This is a genomic window from Shinella sp. G-2, assembly GCF_050172695.1.
In the GTDB taxonomy this organism is placed as follows: Bacteria; Pseudomonadota; Alphaproteobacteria; order Rhizobiales; family Rhizobiaceae; genus Shinella.
Map to the genome: position 1 here is coordinate 454,390 of NZ_JBBEYH010000003.1, position 24,404 is coordinate 478,793.

Consider the following 24,404-nt stretch of genomic DNA (forward strand, 5'->3'; position numbering starts at 1 on the left):
TGAACGGTGGGTCCGGTGCCCGGTTCTGGAATGTGATGTGCTGACGGAGCGCGAGGCTGTGCGGGAGACGATGGTGGCGATAGGGCAAGATCCTCGTTCAGGACACGTATCCGCATCGGATGTCGTCTTCCTGTCGGTGGAGCGCCCATGAAACGCCTCCTGGAAGCCGAACTGATCTATGGCCGGCTGCTGCCGGTCGACGAGCCGCATCTGGTCGAGCGTTACAACAAGGCGCTGGACGGCTTCGGCATGCGGCGCACGGCACTGCCGAGCTTCCGCATCGACATGACGGGCTTTTCGCCCGAAATCGCCGACGAACTCGGCGACCGCGATTATCTCGACCCGAACCGCGTCAACCGCCGCTTCGTCATTATGACGCCGGAGCAGGTGAACCTGCCGGTGGTGCATACGAGCTTTTCCAACACGGCCGCGCTGATGCATGAATTCTTTTCGGCCAATGCGCGGGCGATCAACGCCATCACCATCCGCGACGCGCTCTATGGTGAGATCGAGGACTCGGTTTCCGTCGTCAACGACATCGACGACCTGCTTTCCATCAACGAGGTGCGCTTCAAGGTGCTCTCGGCCGAGGACATGCTCGGCAAGGCCGCGGAGTTGCGCGGGCTGGTGGACCGGCTGAAGACGGTGCCGAATGCCTGGTCGGACGATACCATGCTGAACCGCATGGTGGAGCTTGCCAAGCAGACCGGCGACATCCGCCAGAACGCGCTGGTGCCGGACCAGCTCGTCTTCCGCCACGAGGCCTATTGGGCGAACCATTTCGGCGGCGTCTACGTCTTTCTCGACGACAAGACGACGACGGTCATCTGCGATCCGACCGTGCCGGGCTTCCGCCGCTCGCGGCCATGGCAGGTCAGCTATATCGCGCTGAACGACCACAAGCGCATCTTCGATTTCCTCGCTTCGACGAAGCGGCTGGAACTGCCGCGCGCCTCCTGGGTGGAGCCGTCGGGCCTTTTCCAGCACCGGGCGGACATGACGATCGCCAGCCTCGTCAACCGGGCCGATCCGACCGCCGATCTCGAAAAGACCGACCGCATCTGGCTGCAAACCTGGATGCACCGCAATGCCGCGCTGGTCGCCGAGGACGGCACCTATCCCTTCCTGCTGGAGGCCGCCCGCACGGTGGCCACGACCGGCGAGATCAAGATCAACGACGTGGCGCCGGACCGGCGGTTCCTGCTCGTGCGCGCCGCGCCAGAGCATCCGGACCAATGGCTAGTCAACCGCCTGATTTCGCAGATGGTTCCCTACGATTTCGTCTCCCGCTTCGTCTTCGACAAGCAGGGCTTCTACGCGGCCTATGAGCATTACAGCGAAAAGTTCCGCGAGTACGTTGTGGCGGCGTTGACGCGGACCTATCTGCAGGACAAGGCTGCTTTCCGCAGGAAACTCTTCGGCATCAGAGAGGATGACGCCAATGCTTGACCCGATCGTCGCGTTCTTCCAGCGCATCTTTTCGGCCATCGGCCGGGGCATCGGCACGGCTGTCGCCTGGATCCTCTGGCCGTTCATCACGGCGACGAACTGGTATCGCGCCCGCGGCTGGATCATCAAGGGACCGATCGGCATCGGCCTTCTCGTGCTTTTCGGCTTCTACGCCTATTTCATCTGGCAGACCCAGATGTGGAGCGGCTTCAACCCGGATTACGTCAACGGCTACAACCTTGCCCAGCGCAAGCAGGATGCCGGCACGGCCGCAACCGGGACGGCCACGACGACACCGGCGGCGGGAGAGGTAGCGGAGCCCGAGCCGAAGACATGCGTGCGTTCGGCCATCGTCGACGTCACGGCCGACCTCATCGACTACAACGTCAACCAGAATGCCTGGATTTCCTCGATGCTGCTCTACAAGCTCGGGCTCTTCGGGATCGACTGGGACAAGACGCCGTGGTTCGACAACAAGGCCGCCTTCCAGCGCGGCATCAACCAGGCGGTTCGCCGCACGGCGGTGGAGCTGGTCGATTCGCTCGGCCGCGTGCGCGGGACATCCGGCATCAACAACGAGCTTCAGCGCGCCCGCGGCAATATCCAGTTCGACGAGGAAACCTGGTATTTCGGCTCGGATTCGCTGCTGCCGAAGACGCCGACGCCGACCTATTACCGCACCGCCATGGCGGACCTGCGCAAGTTCAATGAATCGCTTGAATCCTGCGGCGCCATCTTCGATGGCCGCTCCGACAACCTGATCGAGTTCCTCGACCGCATCGCCAACGATATCGGTTCGACCTCCGCCATCATCCGCGAGCGCTCGGAATTCCACAACGGCGGCTGGTTCGATACGCGGGCGGACGACCGCTACTGGTTCGCCTATGGCCAGCTCTACGGCTATTACGGCATTCTTGCCGCCGCCGGCGCGGATTTCGACGCCGTCATCAAGGCGCGCGGCATCGAACCGCTCTGGGTGGAAAGCATCAAGCAGCTTCGCTCCGCGCTCAACATCCAGCCGGCGATCATCTCGAATGGCCGCGAGGACGGCTGGATCATGCCGACGCATCTGGCGACGATGGGCTTCTATATCCTGCGCGTGCGCTCGAACCTGGTGGAAATGCGCGACGTGCTGGCGCGGTAAAGGGGACTTAAAAAAACGCCGCCCTCGGGAGAGGAGCCCGGTCGCGGTGTGAGAGCTCAAGAGGGGGAGCGACACCGCATGGCCGAGGTAAAATCCGATATCGAAATCGCCCGCGCCGCGAAAAAGCGGCCGATCCTGGAGATTGGCGAGAAGCTTGGCATTCCGCCGGAGCATCTTCTGCCCTATGGCCACGACAAGGCGAAGATCGGCGCCGAATTCATCGCCGCGCAGAAGGACCGGAAGAACGGCAAGCTGATCCTCGTCACGGCGATCAATCCGACGCCGGCCGGGGAGGGCAAGACGACGACGACGGTCGGCCTCGGCGACGGGCTCAACCGTATCGGCAAGCGGGCCGTCACCTGCATCCGCGAGGCCTCGCTCGGCCCCTGCTTCGGCGTGAAGGGCGGGGCGGCCGGCGGCGGCTATGCGCAGGTCGTGCCCATGGAGGACATGAACCTCCACTTCACCGGCGACTTCCACGCCATCACCTCGGCGCACAATCTGCTCGCCGCGCTGATCGACAATCACATCTATTGGGGCAACGAGCAGAATATCGATATCCGCCGTATCGCCTGGCGGCGGGTGATGGACATGAACGACCGGGCGCTGCGCCAGATCGTCGGTTCGCTCGGCGGCGTTGCCAACGGTTATCCGCGGGAGACGGGCTTCGACATCACCGTCGCCTCGGAGGTCATGGCGATCCTCTGCCTTTCGACGGACCTGAAGGACCTCGAAAAGCGCCTCGGCAGCATCATCATCGGCTACCGGCGCGACAAGTCGCCGGTCTTCGCGCGCGACATCAAGGCGGACGGCGCGATGACCGTGCTGCTCAAGGATGCCATGCAGCCGAACCTCGTGCAGACGCTGGAGAACAACCCGGCCTTCGTGCATGGCGGCCCTTTCGCCAATATCGCCCATGGCTGCAACTCCGTCATCGCCACGACGACGGCGCTGAAGCTTGCCGACTATGTGGTGACGGAAGCCGGCTTCGGGGCGGATCTCGGGGCGGAAAAGTTCTTCGACATCAAGTGCCGCAAGGCAGGGCTGAAACCGGATGCGGCGGTGATCGTCGCGACCGTGCGCGCCATGAAGATGAACGGCGGAGTGAAGAAGGACGATCTCGGCCGCGAGAATGTCGAAGCCGTCAGGAAGGGCTGCGCCAATCTCGGCCGCCACGTGCAGAACGTGAAGAAATTCGGCGTTCCCGTCGTCGTGGCGATCAACCACTTCACGTCGGATACCGACGCGGAAATCCGGGCGGTGAAGGACTTCGTCGCCACGCTCGGCGCGGAAGCCATTCTGTGCAAGCACTGGGCGCTGGGCTCGGCGGGCATCGAGGAGCTGGCGCGCAAGGTGGTGGACCTTGCCGAATCCGGTCTCTCACAGTTCTCGCCGCTCTATCCCGACGAGATGCCGCTGTTCCAGAAGATCGAGACCATCGCCAAGAACATCTACCATGCCGGCGAGGTCATCGCCGACAAGACGGTGCGCGACCAGTTGCGTGTCTGGGAAGAGCAGGGCTACGGCAATCTGCCGGTCTGCATGGCCAAGACGCAATATTCCTTCTCGACCGACCCGAACCTGCGCGGTGCGCCGACGGGCCATACGGTGCCGGTGCGCGAGGTGCGGCTGTCGGCCGGCGCGGGCTTCGTCGTCGTCATTACCGGCGAGATCATGACCATGCCCGGCCTGCCGAAGGTGCCTTCGTCGGAGAAGATCTTCCTCAACGACGAAGGCTATATCGAAGGGCTGTTCTGACGGGGGCGCCTGCGCGCCCCTTCCGTCCTTACGTGCGGCCGAGGAAATCCAGCTTGCCGACGGCAACGCCGTTGTGACGCAGGATCGCGTAGGCGGTCGTCAGGTGGAAATAGAAGTTCGGCAGCGCGAAGCCGAGCAGATAGTCCTTGCCGGACGAGCTGACATCGCCGCTGCGTGTCTTCATGACGACGGTGCGCTCCGCCGCGCCTTCGAAGGCGGCCTGCGGGACGGAGGCGAGATAATCGACGGTCTTTGCGATGCGCGCGCGCAGGTCCGCAAAGGTCGTCTCGTCATCGGGGAAGCTCGGTGCCTCGGTGTTGGTGAGGCGGGCTGCGCTGGCCTTGGCGGTGTCGCTGAGGCGCTGGATCTGGCCGGCAAGCGACAGCATGTCGGGCGCAAGGCGGGCATTGACGAGAATTTCCGGCTTGAACTTCTTTTCCTCTGCAAAGGCCTCCGCCTTGTCGAGCAGCTTGGACAGAACGGCGAAACCGCGCTGGAAGGCGGGGATGGAAAGATCGTAGGGGGTGATCGACATCGGCGAGAACCTTTGGCTTGAATGCAGGAGGGCCGCGACGGGCCGCGCTACAGATAGGAGGCGACCGGGCGTCTTTTCAGGAGCAGGGCGAAAATAACCCGTCTACCAGCAATAGCGATAGCCGCCGCGCCGTTCCTTCACGTCGAGATGCAGGTGGTTCTGGTGGGCGGCGTCGCTGCCGGGATCGAGCACGGTCGTGAAATAGAGGCAGGCGGCCTCCGTGATGGCGCGCTGGAAAGCGCCTTCCAGTGTGGCGTCCTTGTCGGCGGGGCGGACGGTGAGGCTCTTGCCGCTCTTCAGGGCGAACCCGGCGATATCGATTGCATTGCCGAAGGCGTGTTCGGAGATCCTGCCCTCCTCTGCGCCGTTGCGGTTCTTGCAGACATAGGCCGATGCCTGTGACAGGCCGGTAATGGTTTCGCCCGGCATGGCGGCTTCGAGCGAAGGCTTCACCGAGCCTTCCATCCAGCGGGCCAGTTGCAGCGCGGTCTCGCAGCGAACGGTCGCCGCCGGCTCGACCGCGACGCCGCCCGGCAATGTCTTGAGCAGAACCGGCCGGTCGATGCCGCAGGCCTTGCTGTCATGAAGGGCAGTGGCCTCTTCGAAGACGGCGCCGATTTCCTTCATGGCCGCCCGGCAAGCGGCCTGTTCAGTGTCGTCCTCCTGCGGACGTTCCCGGGCCTTTTCCGCCTCTATCTTCGCCTCGTCCGCGGGCTCGACCTTTTTCGCCTCGTCGGCAGGTTGCTGCCCGGGGCGCGGCAGGGGCAGGGGGCCTTCCTTCGGCAGGTCGGCGGCGCCGGCAAGAACGAGGACGGCGGCGAGGAGGGTGAGGCGGCGAAGCGTGGCGATGAGGCATCTCCCGGCTGACGTGGGCGGCAGGGAAACGCGGGGCAGGCAAATTGGTTGCGAACAGGCCGGTTGGAAAGGCTGCTAGAGTTTGTCAGGGAAAAGTGGGAACCGGTTTTCCCGAAAAGACAAACGAAAACAAAAGAATTTAGAGCATGTCTGGTTCAATCTGAACCTGACATGCTCTAGATGCCGGCGCCGTGGGTGATTTCTTCCGCGGCCGGACGGTGGACGGCGCCGTCGAGGACGATGGCACGGACGCGGTCGATGAGGTGGATGTTGTCGCCGGCATCGTTGGTGGCGATGAGGTCGAGGAAGAAATCCACCATGGTGCGGGCTTCCTCGGCATTGCGCGGGTCATGCCGATAGATGGTCTGGAAGACGGTCGCGATGCTGCCGTCCAGCGCCTTGAATTCGGGGGTCTCGTATTCTTCCAGCGTTCCTGCCAGCCGAAGCTGCATGTCGCGGAACGTTTCAACCATGCCGGAAACCATGGGTGTTTGCCTCGATCTCGTGTCCAGCGGTGATTAGCATATGCTCAAAAAGACGGCAAACACTCGCATATCCCGAGAATTCGGGATGGAAGCAGGATTGTTGCGTGTTCGGCGTTGTCCTGGAACGCAACGAAATGCCGGGTCGCGCTGTCGCGCAACATCCTGAGTCCGCTTGTCAAAGGCCGGCATTTATGTGACAGGGCGGCCCGGCTCGCTAACTTGATTGAAGAAGTCAGCTTTTTTATCTTGACAAGTTTAATCATGTTTCATAGCGATGAGGCGGGCTCAAGCCCACCACGTTTTCGCCATATTTCCGCATGGCTCGCAGCCGGTGCACTCCTGTGCGTCGGAGCGATGTCGCGCGAGCTGACCAAGTAGAGGATAGACATGCAGGCCCGGCGCTCCCGTTCCGCACTTCTGGCATGCACGGCACTGGCCGTGCTCTCGCTTTCCGCCGATGCATTCGCGCAGGATGCCGCCGCCGCCGGCGACAGCACCGCCCTGCAGCCCATCGTCGTCAAGGGCAAGCGGGTCGGCACGCCCGGCATCGTCGGCGACACGCCGCTTGCCTCGGAAACGACGGCAGAAACGATCCGCCAGAAGGACATTGCCAGCGTCAAGGACCTCGGCAACACGACGGAAGCCGGTGTCGACTATGTCGAAGCGCGTCCCGGCGCGGCCGGCGGCATGTTCATCCGCGGCATGGGCGGCGCGCGCATCGCGACCCTCATCGACGATATCCCGATCCCCTATCTCGAAACGCTGACGCGCTCCGGCGGCCCGTCGCCGACGACGGGTGTCAGCGACAGCACCGACAGCTTCGACTTCTCCTCGCTTGCGGGCGTGGATGTCGTGCGCGGCGCGGATTCCAGCCGCATCGGCGGTGGTGCGCTCGGTGGCGCGCTGGTGCTGCGCACGCTGGAGCCGGAAGACCTGATCGGCGAAGGCAAGACCTGGGGCGGCCTTGCCCGCGCCGGTTATGACGGCAAGGACGAGAGCGTCAACGGTTCGCTCGCCCTTGCAGCCCGCTTCCAGGATACGTCCGTTCTCCTCCAGGGCGGCTACAAGCGCGGCCACGAATCCGACAACCGCGGCGATGTCGACGTCATCGGATCGACGCGCACCAAGGCGAACCCGTCGGACACCACCCAGAACAACCTGCTCTTCAAGGTGCGGCACGAGCTGGAAGGCGGCCATCGCATCGGTCTGACCGCCGAGCGCTTCGACCTCGACACCGATACGGACCTGAAGACCCTGCAGGCGACGACGGGCACGCCCTCGCTCACCTTCAAGCCGGGCGATTACAACGGCTACGACGACACGCAGCGCCGCCGCGTCTCGCTCGACTACGATTACACCGCGCCGGAAGCCGGTGGCCTCATCGATGCGGCCAAGCTGACCTTCTACTGGCAGGGCCTCACCAAGGAAGCGGGCTCCTTCGGTTCGCGCAACAGCGGCACGCGCTATGAGCGCCACAACACGACGGAAGAAAGCTCCGTCGGCGTGACGGGCGGTCTGATCTCGACCTTCGACACCGGCACGTTCAGCCACACGCTGCGCGTCGGCGGCAATGTCGGCTTCTTCTCCTACGACCAGTACCTGCGCGCGGTGCCGGACACGGCCTCCCAGGCGGACGTTCCCAATGTCGACGGCGTACGCCTCGGCCTTTATGCGGACGACGAGATCGCCTTCGGCGACAGCGGCTTCAGCCTGACGCCGGGTGTCCGCTTCGACTGGCACCAGTACGACCCGAAGGTTTCCGACGGCTTCAACCGCAACACCGGCATCGGCTATTTCGGCTTCCCGACGGAGCGCAGCGGCGGCCGCGTCTCGCCGAAGCTGCTGGCCTCCTACCAGGTGACGCCGGAACTCGGCCTCTTCGCACAGTGGTCCATGGCCTATCGCGCGCCGACGGTGGCTGAACTCTACAGCAACTTCACCAACGTTGCCGGCGGCTACGGCGTCATCGGCAACCCGAACCTGAAGTCGGAAACCGGCCATGGCTTCGAGGTCGGCGCCAACTACGAGACGAACGACTTCCAGGGCAAGCTGACGGTCTTCCACAATCGCTACCGCAACTTCATCGCGGAAACGACGGCCTTCACCAACGCCTTCCCGCCGGGTTACTACCCGCAGTTCATGATCAACAGCTGGGAAAACCTGAACCGCGTCGAGATCTCGGGCGTCGAGCTGAAGGCGCGCAAGGACCTCGACAACGGCTTCTTCGTGCAGGGCTCGCTCGCCTATGCCTACGGCAAGGACAAGGATACGGGCAATTTCATCCGCACGGTCGCCCCGCTCAAGGCCATTGCCGGTGTCGGCTATGCCGCCGACCATTGGGGCATGGAGCTGACCGGCATCTTCTCGTCCGGCATGCGTGACGATGGCAATGCCAAGACCTTCGACGCGCCGGGCTACGGCATCGCCAACCTCACGGGCTGGTGGGAGCCGGAGCAGATGGAAGGCCTGCGTGTTCAGGCCGGTGTCTATAACGTCTTCGACAAGCTCTACTACAACGCCGTCGGCGTGCGCCTGAAGGACCCGACCTCGGTCGCCAGCACCAACCAGCCGATGCCCTATTATTCGGAGCCCGGTCGCACCTTCAAGGTTTCGCTGACCCAGCGTTTCTAAGGTCCTGACCATCGATCGGAAGGGGCGGCTTCGGCCGCCCTTTTCTTTTTGGCGCGGGGAAGGTTGCCCTTGCGCAAGCCCGCATCTGCCGCTAACAATTCCCGCCATGGAAAACGCACGCATCATCGCTGGCTGGTGGTGGGCTCGCTGAGGCGGCCTTGACCAGTCATGCGTGATTGAGACGACAAGCCGCCCGGAACCTTCGAGGCGGCTTTTTTGTGTTCGGGCCGCCTCAAACGTCCGGGCCTGAAACGGAGTTGGGGAATGGCCACGAAAATTCTGGAAGACGGCGGCGAAGCCTATGAAACGCGGGGCGGCGTGACCGTCACCCGCCGTCGCCGCGCGGCGGATTATGCAGGGGCGATCTCCGCCTATGTCGACAAGCTCGACGAGCGGCGCGGCGCGGTCTTCTCCTCGAATTACGAATATCCGGGCCGCTACACCCGCTGGGATACGGCCGTCGTCGATCCGCCGCTCGGCATCTCCTCCTTCGGCCGCGCCGTCTGGATCGAGGCCTACAATGCGCGTGGCGAGGTGCTGCTGTCCTTCATCGCGGACCGCCTCGCGCAGGTGCCGGAACTGGCGCTCGGCGCGCGCACGGCAAGCCGCCTCGATCTCGAGGTGAAGCAGCCCGACCGGGTCTTCACCGAGGAAGAGCGCTCCAAGATGCCGACAGTCTTCACGGTGCTGCGCGCCGTGACCGATCTCTTCCATTCGGCGGAGGACGCCAGCCTCGGCCTCTACGGAGCCTTCGGCTACGACCTCGCCTTCCAGTTCGACGCCATCGACCTGAAGCTGAAGCGGCCGGACGACCAGCGCGACATGGTGCTGTTCCTGCCGGACGAAATCCTCGTCGTCGACCACTACGCCGCCAAGGCCTGGATCGATCGCTACGATTTCGCCAAGGACGGGATTTCGACCGAGGGCCGGGACGAAGCCATCGCGTCCGAGCCCTTCAGGACCGTCGATGTCATTCCCCCGCACGGCGATCATCGTCCGGGCGAATATGCCGAACTCGTCGTCAAGGCGAAGGAGAGCTTCCGGCGCGGCGACCTCTTCGAGGTCGTGCCCGGCCAGAAGTTCTTCGAGCGCTGCGAAAGCAAGCCCTCGGAAATCTCCCGCCGTCTCAAGGCGATCAATCCGTCGCCCTATTCCTTCTTCATCAATCTCGGCAATCAGGAATATCTCGTCGGCGCTTCGCCGGAAATGTTCGTGCGCGTGTCGGGCCGCCGCATCGAGACCTGCCCGATCTCGGGTACGATCAAGCGCGGCGACGACCCGATTGCCGACAGCGAGCAGATCCTGAAGCTGCTGAATTCCAAGAAGGACGAATCCGAGCTCACCATGTGCTCGGACGTCGACCGCAACGACAAGAGCCGCGTCTGCGAGCCGGGCTCCGTCAAGGTCATCGGCCGCCGGCAGATCGAGATGTATTCGCGCCTCATCCATACGGTCGACCATATCGAGGGGCGCCTGCGCGACGACATGGACGCCTTCGACGGCTTCCTGTCGCATGCCTGGGCCGTCACCGTGACGGGCGCGCCGAAGCTCTGGGCGATGCGCTTCATCGAAGCGCATGAGAAGAGCCCGCGTGCATGGTATGGTGGGGCGATCGGCATGGTCGGCTTCAACGGCGACATGAACACCGGCCTGACGCTGCGCACCATCCGCATCAAGGATGGTATCGCCGAGGTGCGCGCCGGGGCGACGCTGCTCTACGATTCCAGCCCGGAAGAAGAAGAAGCCGAAACCGAACTGAAGGCATCCGCCATGATCGCAGCCATCCGGGACGCAAGGTCCGGCAATTCCGCCAAGGTCCAGCGCGATGTCGCGGCCGTCGGGGCAGGGGTGAACATCCTGCTCGTCGACCACGAGGACAGCTTCGTGCACACGCTCGCCAACTACTTCCGCCAGACCGGCGCAACCGTCACGACGGTGCGCACGCCGGTGCCGGAAGAGGTGTTCGACCGCATCAAGCCGGATCTCGTCGTGCTTTCGCCCGGCCCCGGCAGCCCGAAGGATTTCGACTGCAAGGCGACCATCAAGAAGGCGCGCGCCCGCAACCTGCCGATCTTCGGCGTCTGCCTCGGCCTGCAGGCGCTTGCCGAAGCCTATGGCGGGGAACTGCGTCAGCTTGCCATTCCCATGCACGGCAAACCCTCGCGCATCCGCGTGCTGGAGCCCGGCATCGTCTTCTCCGGTCTCGGCAAGGAAGTGACGGTCGGTCGCTACCATTCGATCTTCGCCGACCCCTCGACGCTGCCGCGCGATTTCATCATCACGGCGGAGAGCGAGGACGGAACGATCATGGGCATCGAGCATGCCAGCGAGCCGGTTGCCGCCGTGCAGTTCCATCCCGAATCCATCATGACGCTCGGCCAGGATGCTGGCATGCGCATGATCGAGAACGTGGTGGCGCATCTGTCGAAGAAGGCGAAGGTCAAGGCGGCCTGACGGCCGGATTGCCCATGCCCCTGCCGGCGTTTCCATTCCTGTGCGCCGAGCCGCATAGGCTTTGACAAAGCCGTCCGGCTGGTCCATAGCGAACCCGAAGAGAAAACCGCGTGCACGTCCCCGTGCGCGCGGTTTTGCGTTGATGGGCCAGGCTTTTTGCAACTCGTTTGCATGCGCATGGAGAGCGGTATGACAAATTCTGACGGCAACACGGTCAAGCGGCTGGCGCTCTGGGGCATTCCCCTGTCCCTCGGCGTCATGGGACTGAAGCTCGTCGCCTGGTGGGTGACGGGCTCGGTGGCGCTGCTTTCGGACGGGCTGGAATCGAGCGTCAACGTGGTGGCGGCCATCGTCGCCTTCGCGGCGATCAGCTATGCGGCGAAGCCCGCCGACAAGACGCATCCCTTCGGCCACCACAAGGCGGAGTACCTGTCTGCGGTTCTGGAAGGCGTGCTGATCGTCGTGGCGGCGCTGCTGATCGTGATGGAGGCGGTGCCGGCGGTGCTTGCCCCCGTGCCGATGGAAGCACCCCTGCTGGGTCTCGTGATCAATTTCGCAGCGGGCGTCATCAATGCGGCCTGGGCCTATGTGCTCATCCGCGCCGGCCGGCGCTATCGCTCGCCGGCGCTTTCGGCCGATGGTCAGCATATTCTTTCCGACGTCGTTACCTCGATCGGCGTGCTCGTCGGCCTCGTCCTGGCAATCGTCACCGGCTATGCCGTGCTCGATCCGCTGCTGGCGGTGCTCGTCGCGCTCAACATCCTCTATCAGGGGTGGAAGGTCATCGCCCATTCGGTCGACGGGCTGATGGACCACGCCGTGGAGCGGGAGGAGGCCGAGGCGATCCAGGCGGCGATCGCGGCGAACGGCGCGGGCTCGCTCGGCGTGCACGATCTCAAAACCCGGCGGGCGGGATCGGCAACCTTCGTCGATTTCCATCTCGTCGTTCCCGCCGCCATGCCCGTGGGCGAGGCGCACGAGATCTGCGACCGGCTGGAGGACGCCATCAGCGCCGTGCAGCCGGGCGCGCAGGTCGCTATCCATGTCGAGCCGGAAACCGAGAAGGCGCACGGCATCAAGGTGAAAATCGAAAGGGTCGCACAATGAGCAAGACGGACGTTTCAGGCCTTTCCCAGCTTGGGCAGACGGTCGATCTTCCCGCCAATCCGGAAACGGCGGTGCTGGAAAAGGTGCCGAGCAGTCATGCCGGCACGGATTTCGTGGTGCGTTTCACCGCGCCGGAATTCACCTCGCTCTGCCCGATGACCGGCCAGCCGGATTTCGCGCATATCGTCATCGACTACATTCCGGACGGCTGGCTGGTCGAATCGAAGTCGCTGAAGCTCTACCTTCATTCCTTCCGCAATCACGGTGCCTTCCATGAGGACTGCACCATCGACATCGCCAAGCGGCTTGTCGGCCTGCTGGAGCCGAAATGGCTGCGCATCGGCGCCTACTGGTATCCGCGTGGCGGCATCCCCATCGACGTGTTCTGGCAGACCGGCGATGCGCCGCAGGGCGTCTGGATCCCCGAGCAGGGCGTGCAGCCCTATCGCGGCCGCGGCTGAGGCCGCATTTACCCTGTTTTCCGGTGGCGCTGCGAAGGTCTATCGCGGCCTATCGGTTTTGTTGCATTGTCTTGGCCAGTGAGTCGCATTATCTGAACAGCGACAGGACTATTGACGAGCAATCCGGAGACTTTGGATGAGCGACGAAGACGACAAGAAGACGGAACTGCCCCTGGGCAAGGAAACGGAGGCGAACCTTTTCAAGTCGCGTTCGATCTTCATCTACGGGCCGATCAACCAGGAACTGGCGCAGAAGGTCTGCTCGCAGCTCGTGGCGCTTGCAGCCGCCAGCGACGACGACATCCGCATCTACGTCAATTCGCCGGGCGGCCATGTGGAATCGGGCGATTCGATCCACGACATGATCAAGTTCATCAAGCCGAAAGTCTGGATGATCGGCACCGGCTGGGTCGCTTCCGCCGGCGCGCTGATCTATGTCGCTGCGCCCAAGGAACAGCGCCTTTGCCTGCCGAACACCCGCTTCCTGCTGCACCAACCGTCGGGCGGCACCCGCGGCATGGCTTCGGATATCGAGATCCAGGCGCGCGAAATCATCAAGATGAACGAGCGCCTGAACAAGATCTTCGCCGACGCCACCGGCCAGCCGATCGAGAAGATCGCCAAGGACACGGACCGCGACTACTGGCTCTCGGCAGAAGAAGCCAAGGGCTACGGCCTCGTCTCGCGCATCGTGACGTCGCAGGCCGATATCTGAGGCTTTTCGGCCACTTGAATTGAGGAAGCCCTCCCTTTGTGGAGGGCTTTTTCTTATGGGTGGGTTGCGCCGCGGCCTTCCCGCCGGTATAGACGGCCTCATGTTGAAGACCAGCGCACAGATCATCGAACGAGTTTCCCGCGGCAGCGCAGCTGTTCGTGAGCGTTCGCGCGGCTTCTCCTCGCTTCTTCTTCTCGGCCTTACGCGCGGTTGCCGGGTTCGCTGAGGAGCGCCCGGCGGCCGAAAAGCCCGCCCGGCAATAGCTCCTCGTTTCACCCCCATGCATGAATTCCGATGCATTCGCCGTCGCCAAGCGCCGATCCTTGCGCTAAGACCTTGTCGCGAATGCAGGGACGACGAAGAGACGAAGCGATGATTTTGAAGACCCATACCCCCAAGCAGGGCATGCCCGACGCCGTAACCAAGTACCAGCCCTATCCGACGATCAACATTCCCGACCGCACCTGGCCGGGCAAGGTGATCGACAAGGCACCGATCTGGTGTTCGGTGGACCTGCGCGACGGCAACCAGTCGCTGATCAACCCGATGGGCCACGACCGCAAGGCCCGCATGTTCCAGCTGTTGCTCGACATGGGCTTCAAGGAAATCGAGATCGGTTTCCCCTCGGCCTCGCAGACCGACTTCGATTTCGCCCGCTGGTGCGTCGAGCAGGGCAACGTTCCGAACGACGTCTCCCTGCAGGTTCTGGTGCAGTGCCGCCCGGAACTGATCACGCGTACCTTCGAGGCGCTGGAAGGCGCGCATAAGCCGATCATCCATTTCTACAATTCCACCAGCGAATTGCAGCGCCGCGTGGTCTTCGCCAAGGACGTCGCCGGCATCAAGCAGATCGCCACCGACGCGGCCAAGATGATCACCGACATGGCCGCCAAGGCCGGCGGCGGCTATCGCTTCGAATACTCACCTGAAAGCTTCACAGGCACCGAGCTGGAAGTCGCGCTGGAGATCTGCAACGCGGTCGTCGAGATCGTGAAGCCGACCGCCGACAACAAGCTGATCCTCAACCTGCCCTCGACCGTCGAGATGGCGACGCCGAACATCTATGCCGACCAGATCGAGTGGATGTGCCGCAACATCGACAACCGCGAAAACGTCCTCATCTCGCTGCATCCGCACAACGACCGCGGCACGGGCATCGCCGCGACGGAACTGGGCCTGATGGCCGGCGCCGACCGCGTCGAAGGCACGCTGTTCGGCAATGGCGAGCGCACGGGCAATGTCGACGTCGTCACGCTGGCGCTCAACATGTACACGCAGGGCGTCGATCCCAAGCTCGACTGCTCCGACATCGAGCGCATCAAGTCGGTCTACGAATATTCCAACGAGATGGCCATTCCGGAGCGCCATCCTTACGTCGGCGAACTGGTCTACACGGCCTTTTCCGGCTCGCATCAGGACGCCATCAACAAGGGCATGAAGGCCATCAAGAAGGCCAACAAGCCGCTGTGGGAAGTGCCCTACCTGCCGATCGACCCGCAGGACGTCGGTCGTTCCTACGAGGCGATCATCCGCATCAACTCGCAGTCGGGCAAGGGCGGCATCGCCTACATCCTGCAGGAAGACTACGGCATCAACCTGCCGCGCAACCTGCAGGTGGAGTTCCGCGACGAAATCCAGCGCATCACGGACGAGGAGGGCGTCGAGCTGCCGGCCAAGCGCATCCATGAGAGCTTCATGGAACGCTATGTCACGCAGCCCGGCACGCGCCTGCGCTTCGTCGACCACCACACCTACCCCGATGCCGGCCAGAAGGGCTCGCGCATCGTTGCCGCAGAGATCACCGACGGCGGCGAGGTCAAGCGCATCGAAGGCAAGGGCACCGGCCCGATCGACGGCTTCATCAATGCGCTGTCGATCTATCTCGGCGTTCCGATGTCGGTGGTCGACTATTCCGAACACTCGCTGCAGCAGGGCTCGAACGCGGCGGCCATTGCCTATGTCGAGGTCCAGCATCCCGGCGGCAAGCTGTTCGGCGTCGGCATCAACACGAACATCGTGACGGCCTCGCTCGAAGCCATCGTCTCGGCTGCCAACCATGTGATCGCCGCGCGCGGCTGATCGTTCGCATCGTCAGAGTTCGAGGAGCCCGGCGGCCTTGCTGCCGGGCTCTTTTTATCCGGGGCATGCCGTGGCGCGGCCGGGCGGCTCGAGCCCGCCCATGACGAAGCGGCGGCGGGGCATGTCGGGGAGAATTGGGAAGGGAAACGACAGCTTCGCCCGACGGCAGGCCCGGGCCTGACACGAGGATCCAGATACCAGGTTCAGGCCTGTCAGGTCAGATGCTGGCGGAGACCGTCTCGGCGATGCGCTCGAGATCCGGATCGGCGGAGGGGCCGACGACGACGAAGGAGGCGTTGCCCTTCTGCCAGGAGATCAGGCCGATGTCGTTGCGCATGCTCTCGGCCAGTTCGGTCTTGCCTTCCACCGGATCGCTCTTGAGGAAACAGATGGCGAAGATCTCGTTCTCGGCGTCGCGATAGAGAAGCTGCGCGGTCGGCTTGCCACCGGCCACCAGCAGACGGGCGCCCTCGAAGGTCAGTTTCTGCGCGGTCAGGTCGGGAACGGCGAAGGTCACGCCTGTGCTGGCCGAAAGCCACTCGACAAGGTGGTCCTTGTCGCTGGCGGGCAGTTCCACCAGATGGCGTGTCTGGCGCGAATAGATGCGGTGATAGTCCGCGATGTCGTCCAGCCACGTGCGCACGGGCGCGAATTGCGTGGAAGCGACCTGGAAGGAGGTCTGCTTCTGTTCGGAGATCAGGTAGCCGGCGGCACCGCCGGCGAGAAAGAGCACGAGCGAAGCGGCCAGCGCCTGCGGCCAGAAGGCGCTGCGGCGCGGGGCGGGCGTGGCGGCGACGGGAATGGCGGCGATGCCGAGCTTCGGCGGTTCATCCTCGTTCTTGCCGGCATCCTTGATGTTGCGCACCAGATCGAGCGGAATCGGCTCCTGCAGCATGCGGTCGAAGGCGCGGGCGCCGAACTCGCTACCGAGCTTCAGCTTCTCGTAGACCCCGCGCGCCTGATCGTCCCGGGCGAGGATCGCGTTGATTTCATCCACTTCCGCCTGCGGTAGCTGGCCGTCGAGATAGGCCGACAACCGCACTTCGAGCGGGAGACCCTGCGTGCTTTCCACGATCAGGCCCTCCTTTCCGTCTGTTCCGAGATCATGGCCGCGAGCCGGATGCGGGCCGCCGACAGCCGACTCATCACGGTGCCGATCGGTATCCCGAGGATATCCGCCGCCTCGCGGTAGCTGTGGCCTTCGACATTCACCAGAAGGAAGACGCTCGACAGGCCTTCCGGCATGGTCATGATCAACTTGTGCAACTGCTTGGCATAGACCGCCTTGTCGGCCGATGCCTCGATATGCAGGTTATCCTGCTCGGCGACATCTACCGTCCCCGACCCTGTGCGGACCTTTCGCTTGCGGATCTCGTCCACCCAGAGATTGCGCGTCATGGCATAAACCCAGCTTTCCAGCCGGCCTTCCCCGTTCCAGAGATGGCTTCGCGTGATGGCACGTTCACATGCTTCCTGCACGAGATCGTCGGCATCACTGCTGTTGCGCGTCAGCGTCATGGCAAAACGACGCAACTTTGGCAGCAAGTTGACCAATTCTCGCCGGAACTCATTCGATTCTGCCGTCGGACGCATTGCTTTTCCAAGGAAACGTTCGGGATCAAAACTCTATTCGCCCCCGGCTGGGCAGCGACCGTCTGATATGAAACATTCTTCCTTGGGTCCGCAAGCACGAACGGCACGCCGAAACGCAGTTTCCCGCGTTCCTCAACGATTGTCCCCCGTCTTGGCCGGCGCCGTCCCGTTTTCGGACGACGCCGGGCGAGGGCGTCAATAGGTGGTGCGTTCGCCGCCAAGCGATTGCAGCAGCGCGCGATAGGCCCAGGTGTTTTCGCCGCCGCGGTCGCGGATCTCGACGAGCTGGACGCGGGCGCCCTCGACGTCGCCCTGTTCGATCAGGGCCTGGCCCATATAGGAACGGGCGAGAATGTAGTTCTCGTCCTTCTGGAGGGCGCGCTTGTAGTAGCTCATGCCCAGCGCCATGTCGCCGAGCTTGCGGGTGTTGTAGCCCATGTAGTTGAGGATGCGCGGATCTTCCTGATTGTAGGCGGCGCGCAGCGCACGAAGGGCATTTTCGTGCTGGCCGGCATAGGCGAATTCGCGCGCGGCTTCATAGAGCTTGTCGTCGATCTCGCGTTCGGTCTTCTTCTGCTCTTCCGTCTTGGCCTTGTCGTCGGTCGGCGTGCCGTCGGCGGGCTTGGTTTCGGCCGGCTTGATGTCTTCCGGCGCGACGCATTCCTTCTTTTCCTCGTTCCAGATCTTGCCGTCGGTGCAGGTCGTCGTCGTCTCGGTGGCGACCGGCGGCGTGGTCGTGTCGGAATCGGCCGCCCTTGCGGCCGACAGCGCCGTCAGCGAGACGGCGGCGCAGAATGAAAGCAGCATGGTGTGGCGGAGCATGGTCATGGGTTCCCTCTCGATCGGATCGTCTGCCGGACGCTGGCCGTCTTCGAGCGGCCGGTGCGCGGTGATCGCCCGGCAGGCCGCTCTGGAAAGATATGACGAAGGGAGGGGGTGATTTATTCGCGACCGCTTTAGAAACGTGTCGTCTCGGCAAGGCTGAGGGCCGCGCCATCGGGTGACAGGGCGTAACGCTCGCGTTCGACGGTCCAGTTGCCCGGCGAACCGGATATCGAGAAGAGATTGTAGCCGGCGGGCGGCTTGTGCCCGCCCGGTCCCTGCGAGGCGGAGGCGATGCCGACGACCGGCACGGGTTTCGTCTGCCCCGGCAGCCAGTGCACGGTGTTGAGATGGGTATGGCCGTGCAGCACGAGCTCCGCCCCGCCGGTCGAGATGGTCGCGGCAAAACGACGGATGCCGATCATGCGCTTGTGGAAGGCGGTCGCGCCGCGGATCGGCGGATGATGGATGAGCACGACGCGGAACAGCCCGGCTTCACCCGCTGCGCGCAACATGTTCACCGCTTCACGCGCCTGCCGGCTGCCGAAATAGCCGGAGGCGGAAAAGGGCGGCGTCGCGACGGCCGTCGAGCAGCCGACGATGGCCACCTGGCCGCGCACCCGCAGATAGGGAAAGACATGCACGTCCTCCTGCCATTCGGCAGGCGCAGCGTCGCCACGCATGTAAGGATACCAGGCGCGGGTCGATTTCTCGTAGGCGCCGCGCACATAGGCGTCGTGATTGCCGGGGACGAGGGAGACGTTTTCCGGCGTGCCCGCTTCCGGCAGCCAATGCTTCACTGCGGCGATTTCCAGCCGCGAGGCAAGGTTCACGAGATCGCCGGTGATTGCCAGATGATCCGGCGCCTGCCGCTCGATGTCATCGAGCACGAGGTCGAGCGTGTTCGTGAAGAGGTGCCGGCGGCGGTTGCGGTGCCAGTTCACGAAGCCGGTGATGCGCTTGGAAAACAGTTCCAGAAAGGTGAGGGCGGGCAGCGGCCCGAGATGGACGTCCGATATGTGGGCAAGTCTGAACATACCCCTCCTTAGAGCATAAGGCCGCCAAGGGAAACGCAAGGCGTGGATATTCGCGGGCATCTGCCGCATCGTGCCTTGATTTGGCCAGGCGCTTGCGGCGAAGTGCCGTCATGGAACAGGACAAGCCCACCGACGTCTCCGCGCCCCGAAGCCCGCTCACGCGGCTGGTGACACGCGTTCTGCATGGCTATTTCGCGCTCTCGCGCGGCATGACCATGGGGGTGCGGGCGGCCTGTTTCGACGGGGAGGGGCGTGTCTTCCTCGTGCGCCACAGCTACGTGCCGGGCTGGCACCTGCCGGGCGGCGGCGTGGAGCGGGGCGAGACGGCGCTGGAGGCGCTGGCGAAGGAGATGCGGGAAGAGGGCAATCTTGCCATCGGCGACGCGCCGCGGCTCGTGCATGTCTATTTCAACCGCCAGACCAGCAAGCGCGACCATGTGCTGCTCTATCGCTGCGACGGCGTTGCCCAGACCGCGCCGCGCCTCAAGGACCGCGAGATCGTCGAGGCCGGTTTCTTCGCGCTCGACGCCCTGCCGGCCGCGACCACCGCAGCCACCCGCCGGCGGCTGGACGAGCTTGCCGGTCGGGCGCCTTTCGCGGATTTCTGGTAGGTCAGGCGGCCTTCAGCCGGTCCCGGCCGTGCGGGGAGGCGAGGTCGATGTCCGGGCCGACGGGCACGATGCCGGTCGGGTTGATCATCGTGTGGCTGCGGTAATAGTGCTCCTTGATGTGACGCATGTTCACCGTCTCGGCGACGCCAGGCACCTGATAGAGATCGCGCAGGTAGCCATAAAGGTTCGGATAGTCGGCGATGCGGCGGATGTTGCACTTGAAGTGGCCGACATAGACCGGATCGAAGCGCACCAGCGTCGTGAAGAGCCGCCAGTCGGCCTCCGTGACGCGGTCGCCGGTGAGATAACGCTTCGTCGACAGCCGTTCCTCCAGGCTATCCAGCATGGCGAAAAGCTTGCCGACACTGCCTTCATAGGCATCCTGCGTCGTGGCGAAGCCGGCCTTGTAGACGCCGTTGTTGACGGTGTCGTAGATGCTGTCGTTCAGCGCATCGAGCTCGGCGCGCAGGATCTCCGGGTAGAAATCGTCGCGCGAGCCTGTCAGGTGGTCGAAGGCGGAATTGAACATGCGGATGATCTCGGCCGATTCGTTCGAGACCATGCGGTTCTGCTTCTTGTCCCAGAGGACGGGCACGGTGACGCGGCCGGAATAGTGCGGATCGGCCTTGAGATACACCTCGTAGAGCATCGAAGCGCCGAACAGCGCATCCAGCGTGCCGCCGTTCTCGCCTTTGAATTCCCAGCCCTTGGCCAGCATCAGCGGATCGACGACCGAAACGGTGATCAGGTCTTCCAGTTTCTTCAGCTTGCGGAAGATCAGCGTGCGGTGCGCCCAGGGACAGGCATAGGAGACATAGAGATGGTAGCGGCCGGCCTCTGCGGCAAAGCCGCCTTCGCCGGTCGGGCCGGGCGCACCATCCGGGGTGATCCAGTTGCGGAACTGCGAGACGGAGCGCTGGAAATGGCCCTTCGTCGCCTTCGTATCGTACCAGACGTCGTGCCAGACGCCGTCAACGAGCATGCCCATGATGATCTCCTTTTTGCCGCGTCCTGCGGCTTGAACTTGCATCCATAGATAGCGCATGGGGCAAGGCTGGATAGGCGCATTTTGGTGAACGGTGCGTTTTGCGCTTTGACATCGGAAAAATATCTGCTATCCGCGCAGACCAGAACCGGCACTTCAGCCGGCGAGGAAGACGATCCGCATGTTCTACACGGGAACCCCACGACGACGCTGATGCTCCTGCTGCGCCCCCTTGCGGCGGCGCGATAACCCGCATCCCTCGCTCGTATCCGGTTCCTCGATCCATGAACATGCTGAAGCACGACATCGTCTACCTGACGGAACACGCCTCCCACGACGACGCCATCGAACATATCAACGAAGAAGCCTTCGGGCCCGGCCGGCATGTTCGTGCCGCTGCGCGCATCCGCGAGCAGGGTCCGCACGACCGGTCGCTGTCCTTCGTCTGCACGGACGATGGCGAGACGATCGCCTCGGTGCGGATGACGCCGGTTCTGGCCGGCGGCGTGAAGGCGCATCTGCTCGGTCCGCTCGCCGTGCGGCCCTCGCACAAGAACCGGGGCATCGGCCGGGAGTTGCTGCGCATCGCTTGCGCCGCCGCCCAGCGGAAGGGATCCGAAGCGGTCGTGCTCGTTGGCGATCCGCCCTATTACGGCCCGCTCGGCTTCGAGAAGGTCGCCTGGAATGCGCTGGCCTTCCCCGGCCCGGTGGATCCGGCCCGGGTGCTGGTCATGCCCTTCGCAGAGGACACGCATGCGCGGCTGAACGGCGTCATCGCCTGGCGGGACGACGGGTCGCAGGAACTGTAATCTTCCGGTGCCTTGCCTTCACCCCGTTCCCGCCCCGCAGGCGGGGAGAGGGGGCGGCAGCCGAATGAGGCTGCCGCGAATGCGGTTCAGTCCTTCAGTTCCATGAAACGGATGCGGTTCTGGAAGGGGTCGGTGACCTCTACCTCCAGCCGCGAGCCTTCATCCTCCAGCCCCGGCTTCATGTAGCGGTAGTTCTTGCCGATCAGGTCCTTCTGGAAGGCACGGATGCCCTTCATGTAGACGACCATGTTGCCGCCGGGCGTCGCATCGCCCGCATGTTCGGAAAGATGCAGGCGCAGCCCGCCACGGGAGACCTGCGTGTAGAGCGGGAAGTTGTCGCCGTAGCGATGCTCCCAGTCGACGGAGAAGCCGAGAAAGCCAAGATAGAATTCATGCGCCTTCGCCACGTCGAAGATGCGCACGATCGGCACGGCCTGCTCGAAGGCCACGCCGTTTTCCGGCAGCTTGGCCTCGATCTTCGCGGAGAGGATGTTCCACGTCTCAACGCCGAACTGGCGGGCGACGATTTCGAGGGCTTCGCTGTGGGAGATCTCGATGTTGCGGGCGGCCAGCGTTTCCCGCATGGCTTTCGCCATGGCCTTGGCATCGCGAAAATCGCGCATGTCCGTTCCTTTCGTTCCGGCGAAGTCCCCGTCAGTGCCCGCATTGCCGACGCCTTCGCCCAACGATGAACGGTGGAGAAAGGTTGTTCTGGAGGCGTTCGCCATGCCTTCTTCAAAGGCGCGGGTCTGCCGGCCGCCTCCGGCCGTGCCGCAAGACTAGCCGAAACCCGAGAGAGGTCAACGCCCCTCGCGGTACCACATGGCGGAGAAGGCGAGCAGCAGCAGGCCGACGCCGGCAAAGCCGGCGAAGAGCGGCAGCGAGTCGATGCCCTTCAGCACCGTCTCGTCCGTCATGCGCAGCGACAGGCGGTTCTCGTCGATTGTGCGCACCGCACCGGAAACGGGCAGCAGCGGCGGCAGGGAGATGGCCTCGCCATTTTCGCCGACCAGCCGGCGCACGGTGCCTCTGGTGGTCTCGGCGAGTGGCTTCAGCGTCTCGGTCGTCGAAATCGTCGCCTTGAACTCCGGCGCATCGACCGCGCCGACATGGACGAGGGCGGTGAGATCGCCGTTGGCGATCTCGTAAAGCCCGGTCTCGGTCGTGCGCACCTCCGCGCGGTAGAGGCCGGGTTCGGCCTCGGTCAGCGTCGCGCGCTCCGTCTTGCCGGAGGGCAGTTTCAGGATGGCTTCGCCGGGTGCGTCACCGATGGTCTGGCGGTTGATCTGCAATGTGCGGCCGAAGGTGCGGGCGGTCAGTGCCTCTTCCTCGAGCGCCGGTTCCTGCATCAGCCAGTGCGCGGTGCGCCGGTAGAGCGAGACATGCGGGCCGCCGCCTTCGAAGCCGCGAGCCCAGAGCCAGCCCTGATCGGAGAGCAGCATGGCGACGCGCCCCTTGCCGACGCGGTTGAGCACCAGCAGCGGCTTGCCGCCCTCGGCCTCCATCACGACATTGCCTTCGGGGCGCTGGACATCGACCGTGCGGAACCATCGGCCCCAATGCGGCGGCTCGTCGTTCGCGCCTTCGAGGCCACGCGTGACGGGGTGTTTGCGGCCTTCCTGCGAGAGGCGCGGATAGAAGGGCGCCTCGTTCATCGCGCCGGTCGGGGTTGCCGGCAGCACGGCGGCCAATGGCGTTCCGGCGATGGAATCGCTGCCCGCATGCTCCGGTCCCGCCGCGATCAGCAGCGCGCCGCCGTTTTCCACATATTGCGCGATGTTGTCGTAGTAGAGGATCGGCAGCACGCCGCGGTGCTGGTAGCGGTCGAAGATGATGAGGTCGAATTCGTTGATCTTGTCGACGAAGAGTTCGCGTGTCGGGAAGGCGATCAGCGACAGTTCGTTGATCGGCGTGCCGTCCTGCTTTTCCGGCGGACGCAGGATGGTGAAGTGCACGAGGTCGATGGCGGTATCGGACTTCAGCAGGTTGCGCCAGGCGCGTTCGCCCGCATGCGGCTCGCCCGAGACCAGCAGCACGCGCAGGTTCTCGCGGATGCCTTCGATGACATGGACGGCGCGGTTGTTGGCCGTGGTGATCTCGCCCTCGACCGGCGCGACTTCGAATTCGAGGATGTTGTTGCCGCCGCGCGGCACGGTGAAGCCGAGCGGCTGCTCGGTGCCGGGCTGGGCGATTTCCGAGGCGATCTCGTTGCCGTTGAGGCGCACGGTCACGCGGGCGGCTTCGCTGGTGCCGACGCCGTCGTCCACCACGCGGAATTTCAACTCCTGCGGCTCGCCGACGATGCCGAAGCGCGGCGCGCTCACCACCTCGATACGGCGGTCGAATTCGTCGGGCCGGCCCGTGACGAGCGCATGCACAGGGGCGTCGAAGCCCGAGAAGGCGGACGCCGCAGGGATATCGTGCACCTGGCCGTCGGTGATGAAGATGGCGCCGCCGACGCGCGAGCGCGGCACGTCGGCGATGGCCGAATTCAGCGCCTCGAAAAGGCGGGTGGAGGGCGTGTCCGAGGTGCCGTCGTCGCCGGCCTCGACGATGCGCGGCTCGATGCGCGGATAGCGGGCGAAACGCTCCTTGAGCCCTTCCAGCGCGGCGTTCGTCTGGGCGGTCCGCTCCTCGCTGTCCTGGCTCTGGCTGCGGTCGACGATGACGGGAACGACGGTCGACAGGGCCTCGCGGTCCTCCTGGAGAAAGACCGGGTTGGCGAGCGCCAGCACGAGGAAGGCAAGCGCCAGGGCACGCAGAAACGCGCCGCGCAGACCCCGCCAGAGGCCGAGGGCGGCCAGCGCCAGTCCGGCAAGGCCGATGGCGGCAATGGCGATCCAGGGCAGGAAGGGGGAAAACTGAAGCGTCATG

General features: G+C 64.2%; 22 protein-coding genes. 12 read left to right on the forward strand and 10 right to left on the reverse strand.

From position 1 onward, the window contains the following. Positions 1–147: 147 nt before the first annotated feature. The 3 genes from V8U06_RS08700 to V8U06_RS08710 all read left to right on the forward strand — a co-directional run bounded on the left by V8U06_RS08700 (position 148) and on the right by V8U06_RS08710 (position 4,351). Positions 148–1,449 (forward strand): DUF6638 family protein, encoded by a 1,302-nt coding sequence (locus tag V8U06_RS08700; protein ID WP_427140310.1) that lies wholly within the window; start codon positions 148–150, stop codon positions 1,447–1,449. Further along, positions 1,442–2,593, forward strand: a complete 1,152-nt coding sequence (locus V8U06_RS08705) for a DUF2333 family protein (protein WP_427140311.1) — start codon at positions 1,442–1,444, stop codon at positions 2,591–2,593. Before V8U06_RS08700 ends, V8U06_RS08705 begins: the two co-directional genes overlap by 8 nt. A gap of 78 nt (positions 2,594–2,671) precedes the next feature. Beyond that, on the forward strand, positions 2,672–4,351 hold the full coding sequence (locus tag V8U06_RS08710) for a formate--tetrahydrofolate ligase (protein WP_427140312.1): 1,680 nt from the start codon (positions 2,672–2,674) through the stop codon (positions 4,349–4,351). A 28-nt stretch (positions 4,352–4,379) separates the two neighbouring features. On the opposite strand, the gene V8U06_RS08715 is transcribed toward V8U06_RS08710, so the two are convergent. Then, positions 4,380–4,886: a DUF1993 domain-containing protein gene (locus tag V8U06_RS08715; protein WP_226918207.1), complete on the reverse strand. Its 507-nt coding sequence runs from the start codon at positions 4,884–4,886 to the stop codon at positions 4,380–4,382. A 102-nt stretch (positions 4,887–4,988) separates the two neighbouring features. Then, positions 4,989–5,513 carry an extensin family protein gene (locus V8U06_RS08720; protein WP_427140313.1) on the reverse strand — a complete coding sequence of 175 codons (525 nt, stop codon included), beginning with the start codon at positions 5,511–5,513 and terminating at the stop codon, positions 4,989–4,991. On the opposite strand from V8U06_RS08720, the gene V8U06_RS08725 reads away from it, so the two are divergent. After that, positions 5,469–5,753 (forward strand): hypothetical protein, encoded by a 285-nt coding sequence (locus V8U06_RS08725; RefSeq protein WP_427140314.1) that lies wholly within the window; start codon positions 5,469–5,471, stop codon positions 5,751–5,753. The two genes, V8U06_RS08720 and V8U06_RS08725, sit on opposite strands and share 45 nt — an antisense overlap. Positions 5,754–5,917: 164 nt before the next feature. On the opposite strand, the gene V8U06_RS08730 is transcribed toward V8U06_RS08725, so the two are convergent. Beyond that, a complete protein-coding gene (locus V8U06_RS08730) occupies positions 5,918–6,214 on the reverse strand; it encodes a hypothetical protein (protein WP_226918209.1) in 297 nt (98 codons plus the stop codon). Between the two features lie 399 nt (positions 6,215–6,613). Here V8U06_RS08730 and V8U06_RS08735 point away from each other — a divergent pair, with 399 nt between their 5' ends. The 6 genes from V8U06_RS08735 to leuA all read left to right on the forward strand — a co-directional run bounded on the left by V8U06_RS08735 (position 6,614) and on the right by leuA (position 15,673). After that, complete coding sequence (locus tag V8U06_RS08735; RefSeq protein WP_226918210.1) at positions 6,614–8,857, forward strand: TonB-dependent hemoglobin/transferrin/lactoferrin family receptor; 2,244 nt, start codon at positions 6,614–6,616, stop codon at positions 8,855–8,857. A 264-nt stretch (positions 8,858–9,121) separates the two neighbouring features. Continuing rightward, positions 9,122–11,311, forward strand: a complete 2,190-nt coding sequence (locus V8U06_RS08740) for an anthranilate synthase (protein ID WP_427140315.1) — start codon at positions 9,122–9,124, stop codon at positions 11,309–11,311. Positions 11,312–11,500: 189 nt separating this feature from the next. Continuing rightward, positions 11,501–12,418 (forward strand): cation diffusion facilitator family transporter, encoded by a 918-nt coding sequence (locus V8U06_RS08745; protein WP_427140316.1) that lies wholly within the window; start codon positions 11,501–11,503, stop codon positions 12,416–12,418. Continuing rightward, complete coding sequence (queF, locus tag V8U06_RS08750) at positions 12,415–12,879, forward strand: preQ(1) synthase (RefSeq protein ID WP_427140317.1); 465 nt, start codon at positions 12,415–12,417, stop codon at positions 12,877–12,879. Before V8U06_RS08745 ends, queF begins: the two co-directional genes overlap by 4 nt. A 136-nt stretch (positions 12,880–13,015) precedes the next feature. Then, positions 13,016–13,594 (forward strand): ATP-dependent Clp protease proteolytic subunit, encoded by a 579-nt coding sequence (locus V8U06_RS08755; protein ID WP_226918214.1) that lies wholly within the window; start codon positions 13,016–13,018, stop codon positions 13,592–13,594. A 372-nt stretch (positions 13,595–13,966) separates the two neighbouring features. After that, a complete protein-coding gene (leuA, locus tag V8U06_RS08760; protein ID WP_226918215.1) occupies positions 13,967–15,673 on the forward strand; it encodes a 2-isopropylmalate synthase in 1,707 nt (568 codons plus the stop codon). Between the two features lie 217 nt (positions 15,674–15,890). Here leuA and V8U06_RS08765 read toward each other — a convergent pair whose 3' ends face one another. The 4 genes from V8U06_RS08765 to V8U06_RS08780 all read right to left on the reverse strand — a co-directional run bounded on the left by V8U06_RS08765 (position 15,891) and on the right by V8U06_RS08780 (position 19,125). Further along, the gene (locus V8U06_RS08765) at positions 15,891–16,745 is read right to left on the reverse strand and encodes an anti-sigma factor family protein (RefSeq protein ID WP_427140318.1); all 855 of its coding nucleotides are present in this window, start codon (positions 16,743–16,745) and stop codon (positions 15,891–15,893) included. 2 nt (positions 16,746–16,747) lie between these two features. Further along, positions 16,748–17,266, reverse strand: coding sequence for an RNA polymerase sigma factor (locus tag V8U06_RS08770; RefSeq protein WP_226918217.1), 519 nt, complete (start codon positions 17,264–17,266; stop codon positions 16,748–16,750). Between the two features lie 195 nt (positions 17,267–17,461). Continuing rightward, complete coding sequence (locus tag V8U06_RS08775) at positions 17,462–18,094, reverse strand: tetratricopeptide repeat protein (protein WP_427140319.1); 633 nt, start codon at positions 18,092–18,094, stop codon at positions 17,462–17,464. 128 nt (positions 18,095–18,222) lie between these two features. Then, positions 18,223–19,125 (reverse strand): metallophosphoesterase family protein, encoded by a 903-nt coding sequence (locus V8U06_RS08780; protein ID WP_226918219.1) that lies wholly within the window; start codon positions 19,123–19,125, stop codon positions 18,223–18,225. Between the two features lie 110 nt (positions 19,126–19,235). Here V8U06_RS08780 and V8U06_RS08785 point away from each other — a divergent pair, with 110 nt between their 5' ends. After that, positions 19,236–19,736, forward strand: a complete 501-nt coding sequence (locus V8U06_RS08785; RefSeq protein WP_427140320.1) for an NUDIX domain-containing protein — start codon at positions 19,236–19,238, stop codon at positions 19,734–19,736. A gap of 1 nt (position 19,737) precedes the next feature. Here V8U06_RS08785 and V8U06_RS08790 read toward each other — a convergent pair whose 3' ends face one another. After that, entirely contained in the window at positions 19,738–20,724 is a 987-nt protein-coding gene (locus V8U06_RS08790) for a glutathione S-transferase family protein (protein ID WP_427140321.1), read from the reverse strand. Positions 20,725–21,005: 281 nt separating this feature from the next. Between V8U06_RS08790 and V8U06_RS08795 the strand changes: the two genes are divergently transcribed. After that, positions 21,006–21,530, forward strand: coding sequence for a GNAT family N-acetyltransferase (locus tag V8U06_RS08795; protein WP_226918222.1), 525 nt, complete (start codon positions 21,006–21,008; stop codon positions 21,528–21,530). Between the two features lie 86 nt (positions 21,531–21,616). Here V8U06_RS08795 and V8U06_RS08800 read toward each other — a convergent pair whose 3' ends face one another. Beyond that, positions 21,617–22,153, reverse strand: coding sequence for a glyoxalase superfamily protein (locus V8U06_RS08800; protein ID WP_427140322.1), 537 nt, complete (start codon positions 22,151–22,153; stop codon positions 21,617–21,619). A 177-nt stretch (positions 22,154–22,330) separates the two neighbouring features. Further along, on the reverse strand, positions 22,331–24,403 hold the full coding sequence (locus tag V8U06_RS08805; RefSeq protein WP_427140323.1) for a hypothetical protein: 2,073 nt from the start codon (positions 24,401–24,403) through the stop codon (positions 22,331–22,333). Between the last annotated feature and the right edge of the window lies 1 nt (position 24,404).